The organism is uncultured Aquimarina sp. (genome assembly GCF_947500065.1).
Taxonomy (GTDB): Bacteria; Bacteroidota; Bacteroidia; order Flavobacteriales; family Flavobacteriaceae; genus Aquimarina.
The window spans coordinates 665,883-688,435 of sequence record NZ_CANMQT010000002.1; the positions used below are offsets into that span (position 1 = coordinate 665,883).

General features: G+C 32.5%; 17 protein-coding genes. 8 read left to right on the plus strand and 9 right to left on the minus strand.

Annotated elements, in window-relative coordinates:
• Window positions 1-32 precede the first annotated feature (32 nt).
• The 5 genes from panC (at window position 33) to radA (ending at window position 4,990) form a co-directional block, all read left to right on the plus strand.
• Window positions 33-881 carry a pantoate--beta-alanine ligase gene (gene panC, locus Q0975_RS08385; RefSeq protein ID WP_299435241.1) on the plus strand — a complete coding sequence of 283 codons (849 nt, stop codon included), beginning with the start codon at window positions 33-35 and terminating at the stop codon, window positions 879-881.
• A gap of 19 nt (window positions 882-900) precedes the next feature.
• Window positions 901-1,251, plus strand: coding sequence for an aspartate 1-decarboxylase (gene panD, locus Q0975_RS08390; RefSeq protein ID WP_118388009.1), 351 nt, complete (start codon window positions 901-903; stop codon window positions 1,249-1,251).
• Between the two features lie 4 nt (window positions 1,252-1,255).
• Complete coding sequence (locus Q0975_RS08395) at window positions 1,256-2,269, plus strand: lysylphosphatidylglycerol synthase transmembrane domain-containing protein (protein WP_299435244.1); 1,014 nt, start codon at window positions 1,256-1,258, stop codon at window positions 2,267-2,269.
• Window positions 2,270-2,354: 85 nt separating this feature from the next.
• A complete protein-coding gene (locus Q0975_RS08400; RefSeq protein ID WP_299435245.1) occupies window positions 2,355-3,503 on the plus strand; it encodes an alpha/beta hydrolase-fold protein in 1,149 nt (382 codons plus the stop codon).
• A gap of 119 nt (window positions 3,504-3,622) precedes the next feature.
• Window positions 3,623-4,990: a DNA repair protein RadA gene (radA, locus tag Q0975_RS08405; RefSeq protein WP_299435246.1), complete on the plus strand. Its 1,368-nt coding sequence runs from the start codon at window positions 3,623-3,625 to the stop codon at window positions 4,988-4,990.
• Between the two features lie 3 nt (window positions 4,991-4,993).
• Here the strand turns inward: radA and Q0975_RS08410 are convergent, their stop codons facing one another.
• Window positions 4,994-6,025: an aldo/keto reductase gene (locus Q0975_RS08410; protein ID WP_299435247.1), complete on the minus strand. Its 1,032-nt coding sequence runs from the start codon at window positions 6,023-6,025 to the stop codon at window positions 4,994-4,996.
• Between the two features lie 517 nt (window positions 6,026-6,542).
• On the opposite strand from Q0975_RS08410, the gene Q0975_RS08415 reads away from it, so the two are divergent.
• On the plus strand, window positions 6,543-6,761 hold the full coding sequence (locus Q0975_RS08415) for a hypothetical protein (protein ID WP_299435249.1): 219 nt from the start codon (window positions 6,543-6,545) through the stop codon (window positions 6,759-6,761).
• Window positions 6,762-7,220: 459 nt separating this feature from the next.
• Here Q0975_RS08415 and Q0975_RS08420 read toward each other — a convergent pair whose 3' ends face one another.
• The 3 genes from Q0975_RS08420 to Q0975_RS08430 all read right to left on the minus strand — a co-directional run bounded on the left by Q0975_RS08420 (window position 7,221) and on the right by Q0975_RS08430 (window position 8,982).
• Window positions 7,221-7,517 (minus strand): hypothetical protein, encoded by a 297-nt coding sequence (locus tag Q0975_RS08420; protein WP_299435250.1) that lies wholly within the window; start codon window positions 7,515-7,517, stop codon window positions 7,221-7,223.
• Between the two features lie 209 nt (window positions 7,518-7,726).
• A complete protein-coding gene (locus Q0975_RS08425) occupies window positions 7,727-8,440 on the minus strand; it encodes a DUF434 domain-containing protein (protein ID WP_299435253.1) in 714 nt (237 codons plus the stop codon).
• Between the two features lie 32 nt (window positions 8,441-8,472).
• Window positions 8,473-8,982 (minus strand): hypothetical protein, encoded by a 510-nt coding sequence (locus tag Q0975_RS08430; RefSeq protein ID WP_299435255.1) that lies wholly within the window; start codon window positions 8,980-8,982, stop codon window positions 8,473-8,475.
• A gap of 282 nt (window positions 8,983-9,264) precedes the next feature.
• Between Q0975_RS08430 and Q0975_RS08435 the strand changes: the two genes are divergently transcribed.
• Window positions 9,265-9,666: a hypothetical protein gene (locus Q0975_RS08435; protein ID WP_299221500.1), complete on the plus strand. Its 402-nt coding sequence runs from the start codon at window positions 9,265-9,267 to the stop codon at window positions 9,664-9,666.
• 65 nt (window positions 9,667-9,731) lie between these two features.
• Here Q0975_RS08435 and Q0975_RS08440 read toward each other — a convergent pair whose 3' ends face one another.
• From Q0975_RS08440 to Q0975_RS08460, 5 genes are all read right to left on the minus strand, one after another.
• On the minus strand, window positions 9,732-10,691 hold the full coding sequence (locus Q0975_RS08440) for an OmpA family protein (RefSeq protein ID WP_299435257.1): 960 nt from the start codon (window positions 10,689-10,691) through the stop codon (window positions 9,732-9,734).
• 80 nt (window positions 10,692-10,771) lie between these two features.
• Window positions 10,772-11,536 carry an exodeoxyribonuclease III gene (locus Q0975_RS08445; RefSeq protein ID WP_299435259.1) on the minus strand — a complete coding sequence of 255 codons (765 nt, stop codon included), beginning with the start codon at window positions 11,534-11,536 and terminating at the stop codon, window positions 10,772-10,774.
• A gap of 265 nt (window positions 11,537-11,801) precedes the next feature.
• Complete coding sequence (locus Q0975_RS08450) at window positions 11,802-15,164, minus strand: CHAT domain-containing protein (RefSeq protein ID WP_299435261.1); 3,363 nt, start codon at window positions 15,162-15,164, stop codon at window positions 11,802-11,804.
• 45 nt (window positions 15,165-15,209) lie between these two features.
• Window positions 15,210-18,479, minus strand: a complete 3,270-nt coding sequence (locus Q0975_RS08455) for a CHAT domain-containing protein (protein ID WP_299435263.1) — start codon at window positions 18,477-18,479, stop codon at window positions 15,210-15,212.
• Window positions 18,480-18,546: 67 nt separating this feature from the next.
• Window positions 18,547-18,975 (minus strand): cytochrome c oxidase assembly factor Coa1 family protein, encoded by a 429-nt coding sequence (locus Q0975_RS08460; RefSeq protein WP_299435265.1) that lies wholly within the window; start codon window positions 18,973-18,975, stop codon window positions 18,547-18,549.
• A 111-nt stretch (window positions 18,976-19,086) separates the two neighbouring features.
• Here Q0975_RS08460 and Q0975_RS08465 point away from each other — a divergent pair, with 111 nt between their 5' ends.
• Window positions 19,087-22,551 carry a hypothetical protein gene (locus Q0975_RS08465; protein ID WP_299435267.1) on the plus strand — a complete coding sequence of 1,155 codons (3,465 nt, stop codon included), beginning with the start codon at window positions 19,087-19,089 and terminating at the stop codon, window positions 22,549-22,551.
• Window positions 22,552-22,553 lie beyond the last annotated feature (2 nt).

Here is a 22,553-nt window from a genome sequence, read left to right on the forward strand (position 1 = left end):
CTTATTTTTGCACGCCTTTAACTTTTAGATAAATGCGGGTATACGAGAAAAGACTGGACATTGAACAGGATGTTGCAGACTTACATAAACAAAATAAAAGCATTGGTTTTGTCCCAACAATGGGAGCTTTACACAATGGTCATCTGGCATTAGTGCAAAAAGCAATCGATGAAAATCAAGTTGTCATCGTGAGTATATTTGTTAATCCTACTCAATTTAATAACTCAGAAGATTTAGTTAATTATCCACGCACACTAGAGTCAGATATAGAACTTTTATCCAAATTATCTAACGATATTATCGTTTTTGCTCCACAACCAAAAGAAATATATGGATCAGAAACAAATTCTTTTAAGTATAACTTTAATGGATTGGAACATGAAATGGAAGGCAAATTTCGTCCAGGCCATTTTGATGGAGTAGGAACAGTTCTGAAACTTTTATTTACTATTGTTTCTCCAAACAACGCTTATTTTGGTGAAAAAGATTTTCAACAACTTCAAATTGTCAAAAAATTAGTTGAGATTGAAAAAATGTCAGTAACAATTATTGGCTGCCCTATTTATAGAGAAGAGAGCGGTTTAGCATTAAGTTCTCGGAACAAAAGATTAAACAAAGAACAACTTGAAGAGTCTCCTTTGATTTATAAAATTTTAAAACAAGTCAAAGAAGATTTTGGCACAAAAAGTGTTCTAGACTTAACAGATTGGGTTTCAGAACAATTTAAAAACAACGACACGCTATCGCTGGAATATTTTGAAATTGCTAAAGTTTCTGATCTAAAATCGATAAAAAGAAAACGAAAGAACTCCAAGTATCGAGCTTTTATTGCAGTTTTTGCTGGAGAAGTTAGACTTATTGATAACATTGCCCTAAATTAAAAATAACTAAATTTGTAACATGTTTGTACACGTTGTAAAATCAAAAATTCATCGCGTTAAAGTAACCGGTGCCGACCTAAATTATATAGGAAGCATAACTATTGACGAAGATTTAATGGATGCTGCTAATATCGTAGAAGGTGAGAAAGTGCAGATCGTTAATAATAATAATGGTGAACGTCTGGAAACCTATGCCATTCCAGGACCTAGAAACAGTGGAGAAATCACGCTAAATGGAGCAGCTGCCCGAAAAGTAGCTAAAGGAGATATACTCATTCTTATCACCTATGCAATGATGGATATTGAAGAAGCTAAAAAATTTAAACCATCACTTTTATTTCCTAATGAAGAAAATAATTTACTAAAGTAAAAGAGTGAACCCTAAACTTATAAAATTCCTGAAAATAATACTCCCATTTATGTTGGGAGTTTTTTTAATATGGTATTTCCTTAGTTCTGCAACTCCAGAATACAGAACCCAATTATTACAAAACATTAAAAATGCTGATCCAATTTGGGTACTAATATCGTTAAGTTTAGGTATTATTTCTCATCTCTCGAGAGCATATCGCTGGAAATTTTTGCTAAATCCTCTGGGCTACAATCCTAAATTATACAACAGCTTTATGGCAGTAATGGTAGGTTACTTAGCCAATCTGGGAGTTCCTAGATCCGGAGAAGTATTAAGAGGTTTTACGGCATCTACTTACGAAAAGATTCCTTTTGAAAAGGCTTTTGGAACTATAGTTTCTGAGAGAATAATAGATCTAATTATGCTTATTCTGATAACCACTATGGCTGGAATTATACAGACGGAGTATTTACTTAACTTTCTTGAAGAAAAAAACATTAATCCTTTACTTACACTAGGGATAGTTCTATCACTAATTTTTATTGGTTTTTTAGGCCTTCAGGTTCTTAAAAAATCTTCTAATAAATGGATTGTGAAAATTAGAGATTTTGGGATGGGTTTATTAGATGGAATGAAAAGCATTTTCTCCATGAAGCAAAAATGGGCTTTTCTTTTTCACACTATCTTGATTTGGTTCTTGTATGTACTTATGTTTTATGTTGTGAAATTTGCCGTTCCTAATTTGGATAATGCTTCTATTGGAGTAATCTTAGTAGCATTTGTTGTGGGATCTTTTTCTATGTCCACAACTAATGGAGGTATTGGAATTTTACCATTCCCAATTGTTGTTGGAGCAGTTTTTGTGTTTTTCGGTTTTGAAAAAAGTAATGGCGAAGCTTTTGGTTGGATTCTATGGGGTTCGCAAACTGCAATAAATATTATCGTCGGGGCGTTATCATTTTTATTCCTCCCAATTTTAAATAGAGGGAAAAAACATAATCAAAAAAAAATAAACCCCTTAGAAACAATAGATTGATTATTTTTTATCAACTAGTCATAAAATTTTAAAGGTTTAAAATAATTTATATATTGTCGCTTGCTTAACCTTAATCTTACTACTTATGAAGAAAAGTATATTTTTAATTCTTATATCCTTACTTACCACTATCTCTTATGGTCAGGTAAAATACGAAACATTTAGATCTATTAAATTAGATCAAAACAGAGATTTAAAAATCCAACTTCCTCGTAATTACGAAAAAAATGAGGATCAAACATACCCAGTAATTATCGTATTAGATGGGGATCACTTATTTGAGCCTGTAGCGGGTAATGTAGATTATTTCTCCTATTGGGAAGATATGCCTGAATCAATTGTGGTTGGTGTTTTGCAAAGAAAAACAAGAGAAGAAGATTGCAGATATGATTTAGCTAGTTATTTACCTGAAGGTAAAGGTGCTGAGTTTTTTGAATTTATTGGCCAAGAATTATTGCCATACATTAATGAAACTTATAGAACTGCTCAACTAAAAATGATTGTTGGTCACGATTACACTTCTAATTTCATTAATTATTTCCTGTTTAAAGAAAATCCAATTTTCCAGGCTTATATTAATCTAAGTCCAGAATTAACACCTCCTATGGAGGAGCGTATTTTTAATGTACTTAGCGGAGCAAAAACGGATGTGTGGTATTATTTAGCAACCGCTACGAATGATGCTGAAAATATCAAGAAAAACTTGATCACTGTAAACGAAAAACTATCTACTATAGAAAACCCTGAGGTTAATTATTTCTTTGACAATTTTGATGAATCTTCTCATTACACTCTTGTTGGTCGCGCAATTCCGAAGGCGCTAGAGACTATTTTCGAAATGTATCGACCTATAAGTAAAAAAACTTACAAAGAAGATATTCTTACTTTAGAGACATCTTTATACGACTACTTAGTAGATATCTACGATACTACTGAGAAATTATATGGATTTAAACGCCAGATCAGAGTCAATGATTTTATAGCTATTTCTACTGCAATAGAAAAAAAGGAATTATGGGAAGAGTTAGAACCTCTTGGAAAATTAGCGATCAAGGAACATCCAGAAACTATGTTAGGACATTATTATCTTGGTTTAGGTTACGAACAACTTGGAGAACCTAAAAAGGCTATGAGAGCATATGAAAATGGATTCTTATTAAGTGAGATTGCATTTCTGACCAAAGATTATATGTTGGAAAAAGTTAATAAAATCAAAGAGGATTTTGGTTACTAATAAACGTTTCTCCTTTTTGAAATATAAAATAAAAGATCCCAAAATTGGGATCTTTTTGTTTTCACATCCATAAGAAAATCAACTTAAATAATAGTATTTTTACGATCAATTTATAAGCTATGGCCAAAACTAAAACCGTTTTTTTCTGCCAGAATTGTGGCGCTCAATATGCTAAATGGCAAGGACAATGTACTTCTTGTAAAGAATGGAACACCATAGCCGAAGAAGTTGTTCAGAAAGCTTCAAAAAGCGACTGGAAAGACCCTAAAACCTCATCAAAAGAACGCAGACTCTCGAAACCACTAAAAATCTCTGAAATTGATACAAGCCACGAAGCTCGATACAATACAGATGACGCAGAACTAAATAGAGTTCTTGGTGGAGGATTAGTTCCAGGATCACTTACCCTATTAGGAGGAGAACCTGGTATAGGAAAAAGTACACTATTATTACAGATTAGCTTAAAACTACCTTATAAAACATTATACGTTTCTGGCGAAGAAAGTCAAAAACAAATTAAAATGCGCGCAGAGCGCATACAATCCAAAACAGATAATTGTCTAATTCTCACAGAAACCAAAACCCAAAATATTTTTAGGCAAATAGAAACAACTGAACCGGATATTGTTATTATTGACTCTATACAAACGTTACATAGCGATTATATAGAAAGTAGTCCTGGAAGTATTTCGCAAATTAGAGAGTGTACCACAGAACTAATTAAATTTGCTAAAGAGACTGCAACACCAGTTATTCTTATTGGTCATATCACAAAAGATGGAAATATAGCAGGGCCTAAAATTCTGGAGCATATGGTAGATACAGTACTTCAGTTCGAAGGAGATCGTAACCATGTTTATAGAATTTTGAGGGCATTAAAAAATCGTTTTGGTTCCACATCAGAATTAGGAATTTATGAAATGCTTGGTAATGGGCTAAGAGAAGTAAGTAATCCGAGTGAAATTCTTATCTCTAAAAAAGAAGAAGAGTTGAGCGGAACAGCTATTTCGGCAACTGTAGAAGGTATGCGACCATTGATGATAGAGATACAAGCATTGGTTAGTACAGCAGTTTATGGAACACCTCAGCGAAGCGCTACTGGATATAACTTAAAACGACTCAATATGATCCTAGCGGTCTTAGAAAAACGCGCTGGTTTTAGATTAGGAGCAAAAGACGTATTCTTAAATATAACAGGTGGTATTTCTGTGGATGATCCAGCAATTGATCTTGCCGTAGTCTCGGCTATCTTATCTTCAAATGAGGATATCCCAATCCCAAAAGATTACTGTTTTGCAGCTGAAGTTGGGCTTGCAGGAGAGATTAGACCTATCAACAAGGTAGAACAAAGAATTCAAGAAGCAGAAAAGCTAGGTTTCTCGACTATTTTTGTTTCTAAATACAACAAAATCCCACAGAAAAACACTCAGATTAATATTCAGCTTGTAGCCAAAATAGAAGATGTGATAGCCTACTTATTTGGTTAATGTTTACGGTGCAGGATTAGGTATCTGTGCATGAACATCATTTATTTCGTTTATAATCTCATCAGATAATAGTACATTAATACTGCCTATATTTTCTGTAAGTTGCTCTATAGAAGTAGCACCAATAATATTACTGGTTACAAAAGGTTGTTGATTTATAAATGCTAATGACAACTGAGTTAAGCTAATATTGTGCTTTTTAGCTATTTCATTATATAATCTGGTAGCTTTATAGCTATTCTCATTCATATACCGATTGTAATTAGGAAATAGATCTACTCTTGAATTTTTCGGAATTTCCTCCAGGTATTTACCCGTAAGCATGCCAAATCCTAATGGAGAATACGGTAAATGACCCATATTTTCGCGATGTAAAACCTCTGCAAGACCAACTTCATCTTTTCGGTTTAATAAATTATATGGGTTTTGTACTGTAATCATCTTGGGCGCTCCGTTTCTAGCTTCTTCTGTGTATCTCATCAACCCATATGCCGTTTCATTAGAAACTCCGATCTGTCTTATCTTTCCTTCTTTTACAAAACCATCTAGATGTTCCAATACTTCCGAAAAATTATCCTTCCAATCATCATTTTCATCATGAGTATATCCAAGTTTACCAAAATAGTTAGTTTGTCTTTCAGGCCAATGCAATTGATATAAATCTATATAATCAGTTTGTAATCTTCGTAAACTTTTGTGGATAGCATCTTCAATCTCTTTTTTGTCAAAACCTCCTTTTCTTATGTGCGCAGAAAACTCAGCTGGTCCCACAATTTTAGAAGCAATTACTACTTCATCTCTTTTTCCAGATTTTTGTAACCAACTTCCTATTATTCGTTCTGTACTTCCTTGAGTTTCTTTTCTAGCTGGCACTGAATAAAGCTCTGCTGTATCTATAAAATTAACACCTTCACTAATTGCATATTCTATTTGCTCATGACCTTCGGATTCTGTGTTTTGCTCTCCCCAAGTCATAGAGCCCAAGCATATTTTACTAACTTTTATATCAGTATTTGGTAATGTGGTATACTTCATTCTTTAATCTGTTAATTTTCTAGATACACGAAGGTCAAAAGTAAAAACTCTCCTTTTAGTTATTCAAAAAATTATCATAATAAAACTCCCAAAGTGAGAACTTTATCCACATTAGTGATCGAAAAATCTACATATAAATTAACTGCCAAGCGCCAATAAAAACTATTAAACATCTGATTATCAGACACCTGTGTTTGTTTTGAAATTTTCGGAACAATTTTTTCAATAATATAGGTATACGTAGAATTTATACCAACCAAAAAAAAAGAGGTGCTATTATAACCTTAATTAAAGGGTTTGTTTTTCCCAAACCCTTACCTTTTTAACCTGAAAAAGAGCTTCTGAAAATAAGGAGCTCTTTTTTTTTATAAAACTATTCTGTAAAAGTAAATAGTTAAGACAATCTTGTTTACAAAAATGAATTTATATATTATTATATACAATTTAGTCAATTTTATGTATATTTTTATATCTTTAGTTCGTATTTAACTTCATACCAAAATATTGATACGAATCTATGCTAACTACATATTACAAAGACCTAACCCCAGAGAAAAAGCAATTTGCTATACATAGAATAGCTTCTAAGACTGATTTTACTGAAGAGATTGTTAAAAAAGTATTACAGCGTTATAATCCTTTAATGGAAATACAAAAAAACAGAATCGTAATTAATCGCAACTCTTATCAAAAACTTATTCGAGAAATACATAAGGAATACTCACTTTCTGGATAAAAAAAACGGATGCAGTTACCCCATTACCACATCCGTTTTACAACTAACCAACCTAAAAATTAATTCCTCACTCAACCAACACTTATTATTTCTTAGATTGATATAAAAGTATAGCAGTTATACCATTTATAAAACTACGAATGAGGGAAGCAAGGTTTTGAATGAGGGAAATAGTCAATTTTCTTATGCAGTAATATACATTGCGATGTAGAGATGATGTTTTATAGCCTTAATAATTCAGAAAAAATAGGGAAACTATTACTTGTCTACGAGTAATATGAGAAGATTTCTTCTCTTGAACGAGAGTTAGGATGGGTACTTTACGTAAAACATCTCCCTTAATCCCTCTTCGAAAGAGAGCAGTATTATATGAACTAAAAATCAAACAGATTATGTGGTCACATTTTTTTGATTGATCTATCATTTTTATAAACAAAAAAAGCGCTTATCGCGCTAACATTATGACATTGGTAATATTTCTATTACTTTACCATATACATTTTTGGTCCACCCATTGATGCGACCTCGGTTGTTACCGATTAGTAATCCTCGTTTTACATTTTTGCCCTTGACTAAATGTGTAAAACAGTTTCCTCTTACTTTACAAAAGACAATATCTCCTGCTTTGCAATCTTCCCAATTTACGGGTTTCAATACCACAGGTTGTTTTGATTGTAAGATTGGTAACATAGAATTACCGGGTTCTTTGGAGACAATTGTCTCACCATTCAATAGTTTTTGAATTTTCCAATTCATCATCATAGTTTTAAAAATTAATATTTAATTCAAGAACTATGGAGTATGGTTTTACAAAGAACGTGTACGTGAGTACGCTGCAAAGATAGATGTTTTTTTAATAATCCTACTTTAATACGAGTTAGAGAGAATGATTTGTATTTCTAAAAATCTACTTTCGATAGTTCAGCAGAATTCACAGAAGTACAATTTCTATATAAAAAACATCGCTATATAGCAGTAACAATAGAAGCTTCTGGGATTAACTTTTCTATTAAATAAGCTCCTAAATTAAAATTTTGATTTGCTCTGTCTAATACCCAGGCATCAGAGCTTATAACGATATCATCCGAATCTGCTAATACTGTATCCGGGTTATTATCTAAATATATAGTCCACGGAAATTGATATTTCTCTGCCAACTCTTTAAGCTTTGTTTTCAATCTACCACTATTAGATACTGGAGTATCAAAATACCAAACTATAGTAGTTACATTTAATTCTTTTAAAGTATTCCCAATCAATAAGAGGGCTTCTTCGGTTTTTTTCACTCTTTTATACGAACCGTGTACTCCTGAAACATCTCTGTAACATCCATCTAATCCTTTAAAAACATATGCTCCAGACATGGCGTTTTCTATAATAATGAGTAGATTAAACCCATCAATTGCAACGGTTCTATCCTTCAGATTACTTATAGCTGTGCTTCTCTCTCTTCGTAATACAGTCTGTTCTTCACTAGCACTCATGCCTTGTAATGCTCTTTGCTGCCTAGCATTAAGTCTGTATCGATTGCCTACTAATTGTAATGATGATTTTTCTGCAAATCCTCTGCTAAGTAAGTAACACATATCTTTTGCCGCCTCTCTTAGCTTTTCTTGCATTTTTGGATCACCGAACAAACGATCATCACTAGCTTCTTTTCCCCGGTTTCTGACAGGCATTTTTATTTGGAATATGGTTAATAGGTATACTATTACTCATTCACTTTTTTGGTGACACCGCATTTTCTGCGAACAGTTCTTTCAGAGAGCGCTGCCGCATTTCTTGCTTGTTCCTCAGAGCGACCGTCTTTAATTATAGCATCATACACTGTTTTATTTTCCATAAGACCTTGTATGATACAATTAAAACCCGGACTGTCTTTACCCTTATAAGGACTCTTTTTTTTGGGCTTTGTAATCAACTCCCTGAACAATCTATCTTTTAACACTTTATCCTGTTGAACCTCTACCACAAATTTATATAGTATCTCTTCTTCATCTGAATTCATATCACTCACTTTATCCAAGACATTGGAATACTGATCATTCGTGAAATCAAAATATTTATAAAAATCGAAGTAGTTGCTTTGACCTTCCTCATCCTCCTGTACCTCTTCTTCACTTTGTGTTTCTTCTTCGTTTTGGTACTCTTCTTCGCTTTCTTGGCTCACTCCTTTAATTACAGATAATAGTAATATTACAAAAATGGATAACCTCTTCATTTGCTTTATAGTTTTAAATTAATTGGGTATTATAAACGTCTGGTAATGTCCTTTTGTTATCTGTCCTCTTTATTTTCACGCTTTTTACTACATGCATAATTAAGGATTTTATTTTTGTTTACTAAATTCGTGGCATACTTTTTGGAATCTTCAAATTAAATTGGTTATTTTAAAGCGATTTTTTAAGATAACTTTAATACTAAATTTATATTTATTCCGTTTTGGAATACGTGAAATCAAATACGTAGTTTTGATACTAAATTATATTAACACCCAAATATTATGAAAAAATTATTTCTACTTTTACTTATGGTAGGCGCAGGATTAACTAGTCAGGCTCAAGAAGATTGGACTAAAATGACTGAAATTTTTGATCAGGTATATAGTCTTGCAACAGATCTGAATGTACAAACGGATAAAGTAACCGCACAAGGAAGTGTCATCTCAATTGTTACAGGAAAAGGTACGGTATCTGTTGAAAGAAAACTAGATCCTAAAAAAGCTAAAGAATTGAAGCATTATCAATATAACTTACTAACTTCTGCTGGAAAAGTTGTCGTTTTAGACAAAATGAATGCCGAAAGAGTTATTGAAACTTTTCAATCAAAACTTTTAAAACTGAAAGAAGAGTTAAGAGTGAATCAAGATGCAGATGTAGAAGATATTCTTAAGAGTTTATTCTAATAAATATATCTTACAACATAAAAAAAGCGGTCGATTGACCGCTTTTTTTATGCTCTATAGTTACATTATATATCGTTCAATAGCTTGGAGATTTCGTCTAATTTAGGTGTTAGAATTACTTCTATTCTACGATTTTTAGCTTTGCCCGTTGATGTATCATTAGAAGCAATCGGAGAGTGTTCTCCTCTTCCCGCAGCTGTAAGGTTCTGCGCATCTATTTGCTGATTTTCTAATAATAAATTCACAATCGCTGTAGCTCTTTTGGTAGATAAATCCCAGTTTCCTTTTAACTGACCATTTCCGGTATACGGCACATTATCTGTATGCCCTTCAATCAATACTGCGATATCAGGATTTTCTGCTAATACAGATGCTAATTGTTTTACAGCCTGACGGCCTTGCGTTCCTACTGCCCAACTACCAGAGTCAAACAATAATTTATTCTCCATAGAGATATATACCTTACCATTTCGCTCTTCAACCGTTAATCCTTTTCCTTCAAAGTTTCGTAAGGCTTTAGAAATAGCAGTCTTTAATGCTTGCATTTTAGCATCTTTTGCTGCAATCAATCCTTCTAGTTCATCTACTCGTTTAGAACGACTAGCTAAATCCCTTTGTAATTTCTCCAGTCTATTTCGCTCTGCAGCCAGTGTTCTTTCTTTTTCTTCTAACTGAGATAGTAATTCCCTATTTCTCTTGTTATTTGCATTAAGCGCATCCGCACTATTTCTACCTAATGCATCGTAAGAATTTTTTAGGTTTTCATAATTAGCAGAAAGTGCATCATACTTGGATTGTAACGCATCCCTTTCTGTTCTAGTTTTTTCGTATTCATCGTTAAGCTGATCCATAGCTAACTTATCAGCTTCGCTGGTCCTTTGTAAAGCTCTAAACTTGTCCTCCAGCTTACGATTATCACGTTTTAACCGTGCATATTTACCTTCTAATTCTTTATGTACTTTAGAAGAAACACAGGAGGTAGCAAACACTCCTAAAAATAATATTATTGCAATTCTTTTTATCATATTTTTTATATATTTTTAATTTTAACAGGTTACAAATTCCCTCACCCCAACCCTCTCCCACAGGAGAGGGAGTTATAGTTTTACATATTCAATTCCACCATTATTGGACAGTGGTCACTATGTTTTGCCTCTGATAAGATAACGGCTCTTTCCAATTTATCTTGTAGTGGCTGAGCCACCATTCCATAATCCAAACGCCAACCTTTATTATTTGCTCTAGAATTAGCTCTGTAACTCCACCAAGAATAATTATGTGGTTCTGAATTAAAATGCCTAAAAGAATCTATAAACCCACTATCAATAAAACTTCCAATCCATTCTCGTTCTACTGGCAAAAATCCTGATACATTTTTATTACGTACTGGATCATGAATATCAATTGCTTCATGACAGATATTATAATCTCCTAGAATTACTAAATTAGGATGAGATTTCTTTAGATCATTTATATAGGTCTGAAAATCATCCATAAACTTTAATTTATGCTCTACACGTTCTATATTAGAGCCACTTGGCAGATATAGACTCATAATAGAAACCCCATTAAAATCGACTCTAAGGTTACGGCCTTCGTGATCCATATAATCGATTCCAGTACCGTATTCTATATGATCTGGCTCCGTTTTAGATAAAATAGCTACGCCACTATATCCTTTTTTCTGAGCACTATACCAATAGTTATAGGAGTATCCTGCTTCTGCAAAAACATCTAATTCTAGTTGTTCTTTATTAGCTTTGATCTCTTGTAAACAGATCACATCTGGATCGGCTTGTATCAACCAGTCTATAAATCCTTTTTTTAATGCCGCTCTTATTCCGTTTACGTTGTATGATATTATTTTCACTTGTTTATTGTTTAAACCTTTAATTACTTTTTATTTTAAATTTCCCTCTTGAGAGGGATAGCATTTCAGCTTGCGCCGAAGGCAAAAGCTAGAAATTCTTGGGTGTGTTGGGAAAAAGCTCATTTACTAATTCTAAAAAAACACACCACTAACCCCTACTTCGACTATGCTCAGCACAAGTCTCAAGAGGGGAAATTGCTTTTCTTATTCTATTCTATACTTTTCTCATTATAAACCTTATTTCGATCTAGCTCAATACTATTATCTAGAGGGAATGTTTTTTTCTATACCAAAACAAACTTAGTAAGATCAGTGCTAAAATACCAAATCCAATTAACCAATATGCATAATTATTATCTTGAAATTGAATTGCAGTAGTATCTCCTAACAAATAGAATCCTCCCCAATAATATGGGTGATTCGTTTCTTCGTTTGTGGTTGTAAGAAATTGTAATTTTGCTTGTTGTAATGCTTCCGCCTTGTTTTTCCCTTCTTTAAGATAGGTATAAAAATATTCCATGATTTTAGGAGTCGTTTCATCAGATATTTCCCAGTTAGTAAGCAATAAACTTTTGGTTCCTGCATACTGAAATGCATTACCCAAACTCATAATCCCCTCACCTTTGGCGATTTTACCAGTTCCAGTATTGCACGCACTCAACACAGTAAGTTCTGCAGGGATATCTAATGCAAACAATTCGTGACTATACAGATAGCTATCTTCTAATGTATCCTTACTTTTTGTAAAATAGAGTTTAGAATTTTCCGGGCGTTCATTATCCACATCTCCATGTAATGCTAAGTGCAAAATATTATATGATCCTGCATGTTTTTTAAAGTTTTGTTCTGTTGCTTCAGATCCATAAAAATACTGTCCATCTACAATATTTGCTATCGCTTTAATCTCTTCACGAGTTCCTGGTAAATCCATGCTCGAACTGCGGAAAGCTTTTAGGCTTACGTTTCGAGTACTTGAAATAGTATCTCCACTAGAAAAAGAAAAGGCTAAGCATTCTCGTAACTCATTAGAAACAGACTCTTCCTTTATTTCATTATCAAACAACAATGTAGCCGAATTAGCATACGAAATAGCATATTCTTTAAGAAGATATGGCCAGTCTTTGGGGTTATTAGAAGCATTTTCTTGTGTTAGCAATAAATCAAAATTAAGATGCCAGAGAGGACCATCAGGAACTATGATTAATTGATTACCTACGAACTGATCTTTTAGAGGAACAATCAATTTTTTATATAGTACATGTGAACTATCTTTATACTCCTCATAGTTTTTAGTCATTGAAGCCCTAAATTGTTCTATTCGCTCTGTAAGTTTTGGAGTTGATAATTCTTGTACGGCAATCTTATTTTTTGAAATTGTAAAAGCATACGTAGTACTATCGGCAGTAAAAAACTCTAACAAGGTAGTTTTATCATTTAGTCTTTTCTGAACATCCGTAACCGAAATCACCTCATTCTGATACTTTAATTGATGATATTTAGGATAGTTTTTCTCCAAGACCTCAGTCAATGAATCTTGTTTTCTGAAGATATCGAAGAGTTTGTTTTCGTAGCTAAACAATTTTGCAGAATCTGTTTCTTCATTGAATAGCTCTTCGTTAACCTTAGATTGATAATAAGCTTTATTAATCTTTAGGTTTTTTTCCAGTTCAATCAAACTTGAGGATAAGCCTGAAAAGATTTTGGCATCAGAATCAAGTAAAAGGTCTTTTAAGCTATTATATTTACTTTTTTCCGAATTGTAGTATGCTTCTCGTAATAAGCTTTTATCACTATTATCAGAATATAAAAGTAAACCTGCTCGTATTGCTCCTTCAGATACATTTTTCGCCGTTTCGGAAATAAGTAATTTCTCTTTATAATCGAACAAATAATTTCTTATGATACCGACCAATGTGTCTGCTTCTTTGTACTGCTTAATACTTTTTTTAAGATAAATAGTATCCTTTTTTTTAAAATAAAGATCTTTATAAATCCCTGCTTTACCTTCACAAGCATATAAAAAGGTTTTAAAGGTTTTGAAATCAGTGTTCTCAATTATTTCGAAACGAGATTTATGATCTTTAATATCTAAAACCTTATTATAATATGAAATCGCCTGTTGATATTCTTTTTTTCCTCGATAAGAATTTCCAAGATGATTATAAGCCATTAAAATTCGATAGTCTATTTCTGATACTTTCTTTCTATAAATTTTTAATGCTTTGCTTTGATAATATAAAGCTGAGTCGTATTGTTTATTTGTAAAAAATAATTCTCCAATATTCAAATAATCCCCTCCGAGGTCTATGTCTATGTGGTCACCTCCAAAGATATTAACCCTAATCTTTTCAGATTTTTTGTAATAGTTCAGAGCTTGCTTAATATCTCCATTTAAGAAGCTAATTTGACCTAAGTTTTTATAGGAATTAGCAATATTAGGGTGATTTTCACCAAGCGATTCTTCCCAAATATTCTTTGCTTTATTTGAGTAAAACAATGCTTTTTCATACTGATTGAAAACCATATAAATGCCCGCTATACTATGATAAGTTTTTGCAAGTATGTCACTATTTTTCTCAATTTTTAAAGAAATTTCAAGAGTCTTTTTTGCGTAAAAAAAGGCCTTCTGAAAGCTTCCCTTATCTTTATATTTATAGGACAAGTTGGTATAATAAATCATAAGTTGAGGATTATATTCCCCGTGTACATTTTTGGCGATTTTTATTGCTTTTTCTGAAAATTCTATTGACCCATCCAGGTCACTTTTTTTATATAATACATTTGAAATATTGTTATAGAAAGAAGCTATGTTACTGTGATTTTCTCCCGAAACTTTTAACTGAATTACCAAAGCACTCTTATAATAGGATAAAGCTTCATCATCTTCTCCTAATCTTTCATAAATGGTTCCTATATTATTATAATACCTTGCAATTTGTGGATGTTCTTTTCCTAGTCTTTTTTCTTCTAATGATATTGCTTTTTTCATAAAATCGATAGAAACATAATAATCTGCCTGTATGTAATAAATCCTTGCCAAATTATTGTATGAAAAAGCAAGATGAGGATTATTTTTAGTACTATCTACCTTTATTGCACTCTTAAATTGTTCTGTAGCTCTACCAAATTCATTCTTTCTTGTATACACTTGACCTAAATTATTATAAGACTTAGAAATTCCAAAATCATTCTCATTAGAAATCTGTATTTCTAAGGCTTCCTCAAAGAAACTTTGTGCTTTACTAAGCTTTACATTCTTTAAATAATATTGGCCCATATTGTCATAAGCTTTCGCTTTTTCAAGGTTATTTTGATCAAGGTATTTATTAGAAATTACCTTTGCTGATTTTGCAAAACTCAACGATTTTTTATATTCCGAATACTCAAAATAACTTTCAGAAACCCCATTAAAACATCCGGCAACTCGTTCCCAAGCCTTTACTTTTTCATATATGGGCAATGCTTTTTTAAAATATACAATAGCACTATCCAGTTTACGATCAGTTAATAGAGAATCTGCCTTCTTAAAATATTGATAAGCTAGAAGAGTATCATTTGTTGTTTTTGACTGAGAAAAAGTAATACCAGTAAAAAATAAAAAAAGGGCGATGGTTTTTAGTGAGTTCATGCGGGTATGTTTATAGAAACAAAGATACTACAAACAATAAACCCCTTAACCCCTCTCAAGAGGGGAATTTCTTCTCCTATACCAAAACAAACTTAGTAAGATCAGCGCCAAAACACCAAATCCAATTAACCAATATATATAATCATTGTTATGGAACTGGATCGGAGTCCTATCTCCAACTAAATAAAATCCTCCCCAATAAAACGGTTGAGTTCTGTTTAGGTTTGCGTTACTCAAATATTGTAATTTTGCTTGCTGGAGTGCTTTCGCTTTACTCATTCCTTCTTTTAGATTGGTATAAAAGTATTTCATCAACTCTGGAGTGGTTTGATCAGATACTTCCCAACTACTTAACAACAAACTCTTCGTTCCTGCATACTGAAAAGCAGTTCCTAAACTCATAATTCCTTCTCCTTTGGCTATTTTACCCGTTCCCGTATTACACGCACTAAGGACGGTAAGTTTTGCAGGAATATCTAATGCAAACAGTTCATGGCTGTATAATAAATTATCTTCTATAGTATCCTTATTTTTTGTGAAAAAGAGTTTAGAATTCTCCGGCCGTTCATTATCTACTTCTCCATGTAAAGCGAGATGCAAAATATTATACTGACTTGCATGTTGCTTAAAATTTGCCTCTACAGCTTCTGATCCATAAAAATAATTTCCATCGATGATATCGGCAATGGCTTTGATCTCTTTACGAGTTCCTGGTAAATCGTCTCCTGTATCTCTTAGGGTTGCTAAACTCATTGTTTTGCTATCCAATACATTCGTGCTATCAGAAAAAGAGAATGCCAAACATTCTTCTTGGTTTTCTGACGTTTCTATAAGGTTTTTATCTTCTGAAAATAATAGTGTAGCAGAATTAGCATAAGAAATCACATACTCTTTTAGTAGGTAAGATAACTCCTTTGGATTATTAGAACCATCTTTCTGACTCAATAACAAATCAAAATTAAGATGCCACAGCGGCCCATCCGGAACGATAATCAACTCATCACCTGCAATCTGATCTTTTAAAGACATTATTAATTGTTGATGAAGTTGGAAAGCCAATTCTTTGTATGCTCTAATATTCTTATCAATAATTGTTGCTCTTAATTTTTCTACTTGCTCTGTAAGTTTTGGGGTTACAAGTTCTTTTACTGCAATCGTATTCTTCGAAATCGCAAACGCATAAGTGAAGCTATCCGCAGTAAAAAACTCTAATAATGTTGTTTTATCATCCAGTTTTTGTTGAATCTTATCTAGTGAAACGACATCATTATCATATTTTAATTGATGGTACTTAGGATACTTACTTTCTACAACCTCGGATAAAGAATCTTGCCTTCTATCAATTTTAAACAATTCGTTTTTATAGTCTTCAATTTTTACAGAATCTATTGCAGTTTTAGATTGTTCTTCGGCAATCTTTGATCGATAAAAAGCACGGAGAGACTTTAGAGATTTTTCTAATTCTAATGTTTTTTCCGGTAAGCCCATAAAACCCTTCGCATTGGCATCACTAAGAAGTTCTTTAAGTATGTTGGACTTACTTTTTTCAGTATAGTAAAGTGCTTTTTCTATAGCTAGATCATCCTTCGTTTTTTGATAAAACAATATTTGCGTCTCGATAGCATCTCTATAAACTTCTTTGGCTTCCTTGGCAAAAAAAACCTTGTCTTCATATTTCTGAAATGATTGTCGCACTCTGTCAACAAGAATATCTATATCTTGGTATAGGAGAATACTTCTCTTAAGGTCTAGTTCCTTATTATTCTGTTGATATCGTAATTGTAAAGTTTTAGCTTTTCCCTTTAAGCTTTTTAACAACAATTGCCAATTATAATAATTATTAGGGTCATAAGAGTCTTGAGTACTGTTTTGATAGTTCTTTTTAGAACTTGCATCTAATGCTTTGTCATAATTAACAATCGCCTTATTATATTCCTTTTGATTTTGATAAACCTCCGCAATAAGATTATAAGAATCAGCTGTCAATAAATGATTCTCTCCATAAGAACTCTGTAAAATCTCTAACCCTTTCTGGTGGTATACTAATGCATCATCATTCTTTTTATTCGAATAATATAGATCCGCAATATTCTTATATACACTTACAATTTTAGGATTATCTTTTTCAAGACTTGCACTGTATATGTCTATGGCTTTCTTATAATATTCTAATGCAGTATCATAGTCCTTAATTTTCTTATGATAATTACCAATGTTTTGATATCCCTCGGCAACTAAATAATGATTCTCCCCAAATGCTGTTTTATAGATCTCTATAGCCGTATTATGGTATTCTACTCCATTTTCTAATTCATTCTTTTTACTATAAATAGTACCAATATTGCTATACAAACTTGCTACATTGACATGCTGTTCTCCATAAATTTTTACTGCAATATCCAATCCTTTTTTACTGTACTGTAACGATTTCTCATAGGCTCCTTTTTCAAAATAAGCGACACCCATACTTTCATAAAAGAATGTCAATTCGTACAATTTGTTTTTATTCGTAAAAATTGGTTCTGCTTTTAGATAGTAGCTAATTGCCTTGTCATATTGATTAAGGTTGGCATAAGTTATGCCTATATTAATGTAGCTATATCCAACATATAGATGATCTTTTCCTGAGCGATTGATGGTAACTTCCAAAAACTTTTGATAGTATTCTAGCGCCTTGTCAAGCTTGCCCATATCATCATAAACCATCCCAATATTATTATAAGACCCTCCAGTATTGGAGTGATTAGGATCCAACGTTTTAAGGTTAATTTCCAAGGATTTTTTGTGATATTCAAGCGCTTTTTGAAATTTACCTAGTTTTCTATGAATCAAGCCCAGATTACTATAGGATATCGCAATGTCCGAATGGTTTTCTGGTAACAGCTTTTTTCGAACATCCAATGCTTTCTTGTAATACACAAAAGACTTTTCGTAGTTGGGCGTTTTCTCATAATAAATAGCAATATTATCATACGCATTCGCAACCATTTTACTATCTTTTTTAAGATACGTATTACTTATTTCCAGTGCTTTTTGTGAGTTTTGAAATGACTTTTCCAGCTCGTGATTACGCCATTGATTTTCGGCAATTTCATTATAACAAGACATTACTCTTTCCCATGTTTTCGATTTCTTATATATGGCTAAAGCTTTATTGAAATAAACAGTGGAACTATCTAAGTCTCGATCTACTTGTAAAGAATCTGCTTTTGTTAAATATTGATACGCTAAAATGGTATCATTTGTTGTTTTAGTTTGTGAAAAAGTAATACTAGTAAAAAAAACAAAAACTATGATAGTTTTAATAAGATTCATCTTTGATATGGTTAAAATCAATTGCAAAGATATTCCAAAATTGTAAAAACATAGTGCAGCTTTATCTTTATTTATCATCCAAAACCTCAATAGTTTTCTTTGGTTTTTTTGTTCGGATTCTGATAGTCTCATATTTCCAGGTTGCATCCTTTTTATTTGCTATAATATCCATTTTCCCTTTTTGCTTTGATCCTTTGATACCTACTGTTATAATTGCTTTATCATTCACCGTATACCTAACCTCTCCTTCCAGAAGTTCGAAAAAACCAATAGGCTGCACCTCTCCTAATAATGCAAGTACACGCTCATCATCCTCTACCAAATCAAATGCATTGTCATAAACAGATGAATCTACCATTGTTTTAGTAAAATCTCCAATTGGTTTTCCTAAAATAATCAATACGGTTATCACGAATCCAGATACCATCATACAAATTCCTAATATCCAATTTCGGTTTTTACGCCACCAACTTTTTTTATATATGTATTCGGTCATAAATTTTTGTTTAAATTATTACAGACAGATAAAACTTAATGCTATTTTTATCGTTATTCATACTACAAAAACCTTTCCAATCAATAGTTGTTGCATAAATCATAGTAATTTATGGGGTTTACACGACCTCTATACCTGAAAAACTTTAGTTTTGTATCGATGCGCATTTTTACCGTTTTAGGTTTTTTATTTTTCTTCAGTACTAGTACTTTACTTGGACAAGATACTTCTGGAAATTTTAGAAGTAAAAAAGTCCGAGCTAGTGATACTATTCGTATTGATTCTGTAAGTATCAATCCTTTTGGTTTTAAATTACTTTCAAAACAAGGTATTGCTATAGATAGCACCCTATATAAGGTTAGTTTTAAGAGAGCATCCATTATTATTTCTTCACAGATACAGTCACAAAACGATTCGATCACCGTACAATACTATCGTTATCCAGATTTTTTAACTAAAAAATATTTTGAATTTGATCCTGCTATCATTGTTGAAGAAAGTGGTGATCTACAGAAACTGTATAGTTTATCAGAAGCTAATAATAAAAAAGAGTTTAAACCTTTTGATGGACTTACTACCAATGGAAGTATCTCCAGAGGAGTAACTGTAGGTAGCAATCAAAATACCGTATTAAATTCTGAATTGGATCTACAGATTTCAGGCAAAATAAGTGATAATATATCGCTACGAGCATCTATACAAGACGCTAATGTACCTGTACAGCAAAGCGGTTATTCTCAGAACTTGGATGAATTTGATCAAGTTTTTATAGAATTGTATAGTAAAAACTGGAATATTAGAGCCGGTGATGTTCAATTACAAAATACCACGAGTTACTTTAACAGGTTTACCAAAAACGTGCAAGGAATATCTATCAATGGAACCTTAAACCACCCAGATTCCAAAACAGATTTATTTGCTTCAGGAGCTCTGGTAAGAGGCGTATTTACCAGAAGCCAGTTTACCGGACAAGAAGGAAATCAGGGGCCTTATAAACTAACTGGTCCTAACGGAGAATTGTTTATCCTCATTGTTTCAGGTAGTGAACGTGTGTATATAAATGGCTTACTTTTGGAAAGAGGAGAGAACAAGGACTATATCATTGATTACAATGCCGGAGAAGTACGTTTTAATCCAACCTATCCAATTACATCGGATATGAGAATATCCATAGAATATCAAACTACAGAACGTAATTATTCGAGAATCATCGTCTATGGTGGTGGTGAACATACTAGTGAAAAATTAAAAATAGGTGCATTTGTATATTCAGAAAATGATGCAAAAAACCAACCTTTACAACAGAATCTAAGCGATCCACAAAAAGAGATTCTATCCAATGCTGGGGATGATACTACTCAGATGATTTCTCCATCAGCTGTTCCTGATGTATTTAGTGAAAACAAAATCCTCTATCGTAGAGATATTATTGATGGTCAAGAAGCATTCGTGTTTTCTAATAATCCGGAAGATGAACTGTTTAACGTTCGCTTTTCACTAGTAGGCGATAATCAAGGTGATTATATTGTGGGGGACGTAACTACGATTAGCCGTGTTTTTGAGTATGTAGCTCCCATTAATGGGATTCCTCAAGGTAATTTTGCTCCGGTTATTCAATTAGTAGCACCTACCAAACTTCAGACAGCAGTGATTCAGGGTTCTTATATCCCCAACGAAAAAACATCTGTTGGATTCGAAATTTCGGGAAGTAAAAACGACCTAAACCTATTTTCTGACTTAGATGATACTAATAATGACGGTGTAGCTGGAAGACTTCAATTTAAACAACGTATTTTTTCTAGAGACAGCAGTTGGACAATGAATACATTTGCCAATGGCGATTATATTCAAAAAGAATTTAAAAGTATTGAAAGAATTTATAATGTAGAATTTAATAGAGATTGGAATCTAAATAATCCTATTGGAGATCAACAGTTTTTTACTTCAGGTGTAGAAATTCTTCACCCAAAAAAAGGATTTACCAGGTATTCCTTTCAACATCTTAATTTTTCAGAAAGCTATAATGGTAATCGACACTTGTTAAACACAGAACTTAAGCTAAACAAATTAAGTGTTTCTTTGCACTCAAGCTTGCTGAATAGTAAAAATGCTGAGTTAGATTCCAGATTCTTCAGAATGTACAGTAACCTAACCTATAGTTTCCCTAAAAACTGGATTGGAGCTAAAATAGCAACAGAAGAAAATAAAGAAATCAACCTCAGCGATCAAACCTTTACCTTAAACACGCAACGGTTTAAATCTTATGAAATCTATAGTGGGGTAGGTGATAGCACAAAAATTTATGCGGAAGTTGGATATAGACATCGTATCAATGACAGTGTTAGAAACAATCTTTTGGATAAAGTGAGCACCTCTAACACCTATTTTTTAAAATCTAATTTACTTAGTACTAACAATACACAATTATCACTTTTTCTGAACTATAGAACACTAAACAATGAAGATCAAAATCGTGAAGATGAACAATCTTTGAATTCTAGATTGTTATACAATCAAAAATTCTTTGCTGGTAAAATTAATTGGAATACTGTTTTTGAAACCAATAGCGGAACATTACCACAGCAAGAATTCACCTATGTGCAAGTAGATCCAGGGCAAGGAACCTATACTTGGAATGATTACAATGACAATGGAATACAGGAATTAGAAGAGTTTGAAATCGCTCAATTTACAGATGAAGCTATCTACCTAAGAGTGTTATTACCAAACCAACTTTTTGTAAAAACACATCAAAATCGATTAAGTCAAATTATTACATTAAATCCTCTTTCTTGGTCCGGTTCAGAAAACAAAACAAAAAAAATATTGTCACATTTTTATAATCAAACTTCTTACATAGTAGATCGAAAAAACCTGCGTGATGACAGTTCTTTTGACATCAATCCATTCCGAAAAGATGATGATGAATTAGCACTTAATCTAAGTTTTAGAAATACACTGTTCTTTAATCGAGGAAAGCAACGATACACTACCTCATACACCTTTCTTTCTTCTAAAAACACTAATTTACAAGTTACAGGGCTTCAAGAAAATATTATAGATAGTCATCAATTAACATTTGCTCATAAAATGGCAAAAACTTGGCTTTTTGACTTAAAAAATGAACTTATCAAAACTGAAAGTATTTCCGAAAACTTTAGCAATAGAAATTACATATTAGAAGGCTATAAAATTGAACCTAAATTATCTTATTTACTTTCTCCCCAAACACAATTTAGTGTCTTTTACCTCTTAAATGATCAAGATAATATTTCAGGAGAAGAAGCTTTGTCCCAGCAGAAACTAGGGGTTTCTTTTGCTTATGCTAATAAACAACAAGTATCGATTACAGGCGAGTTTAATTATTTTAATAATGATTTTACAGGAAATGCTTTTTCTCCTGTAGGATATCAATTACTTAATGGTTTACAACCTGGTGATAATTATACCTGGTCCGTTTTAGCACAAAAAAAATTAACCAAATATCTGGATCTTAATATTTCATATTTAGGTAGAAAAAGTGAAACTACAAGTACTATTCATACAGGTAGCGTGCAGCTTAGAGCATATTTCTAATT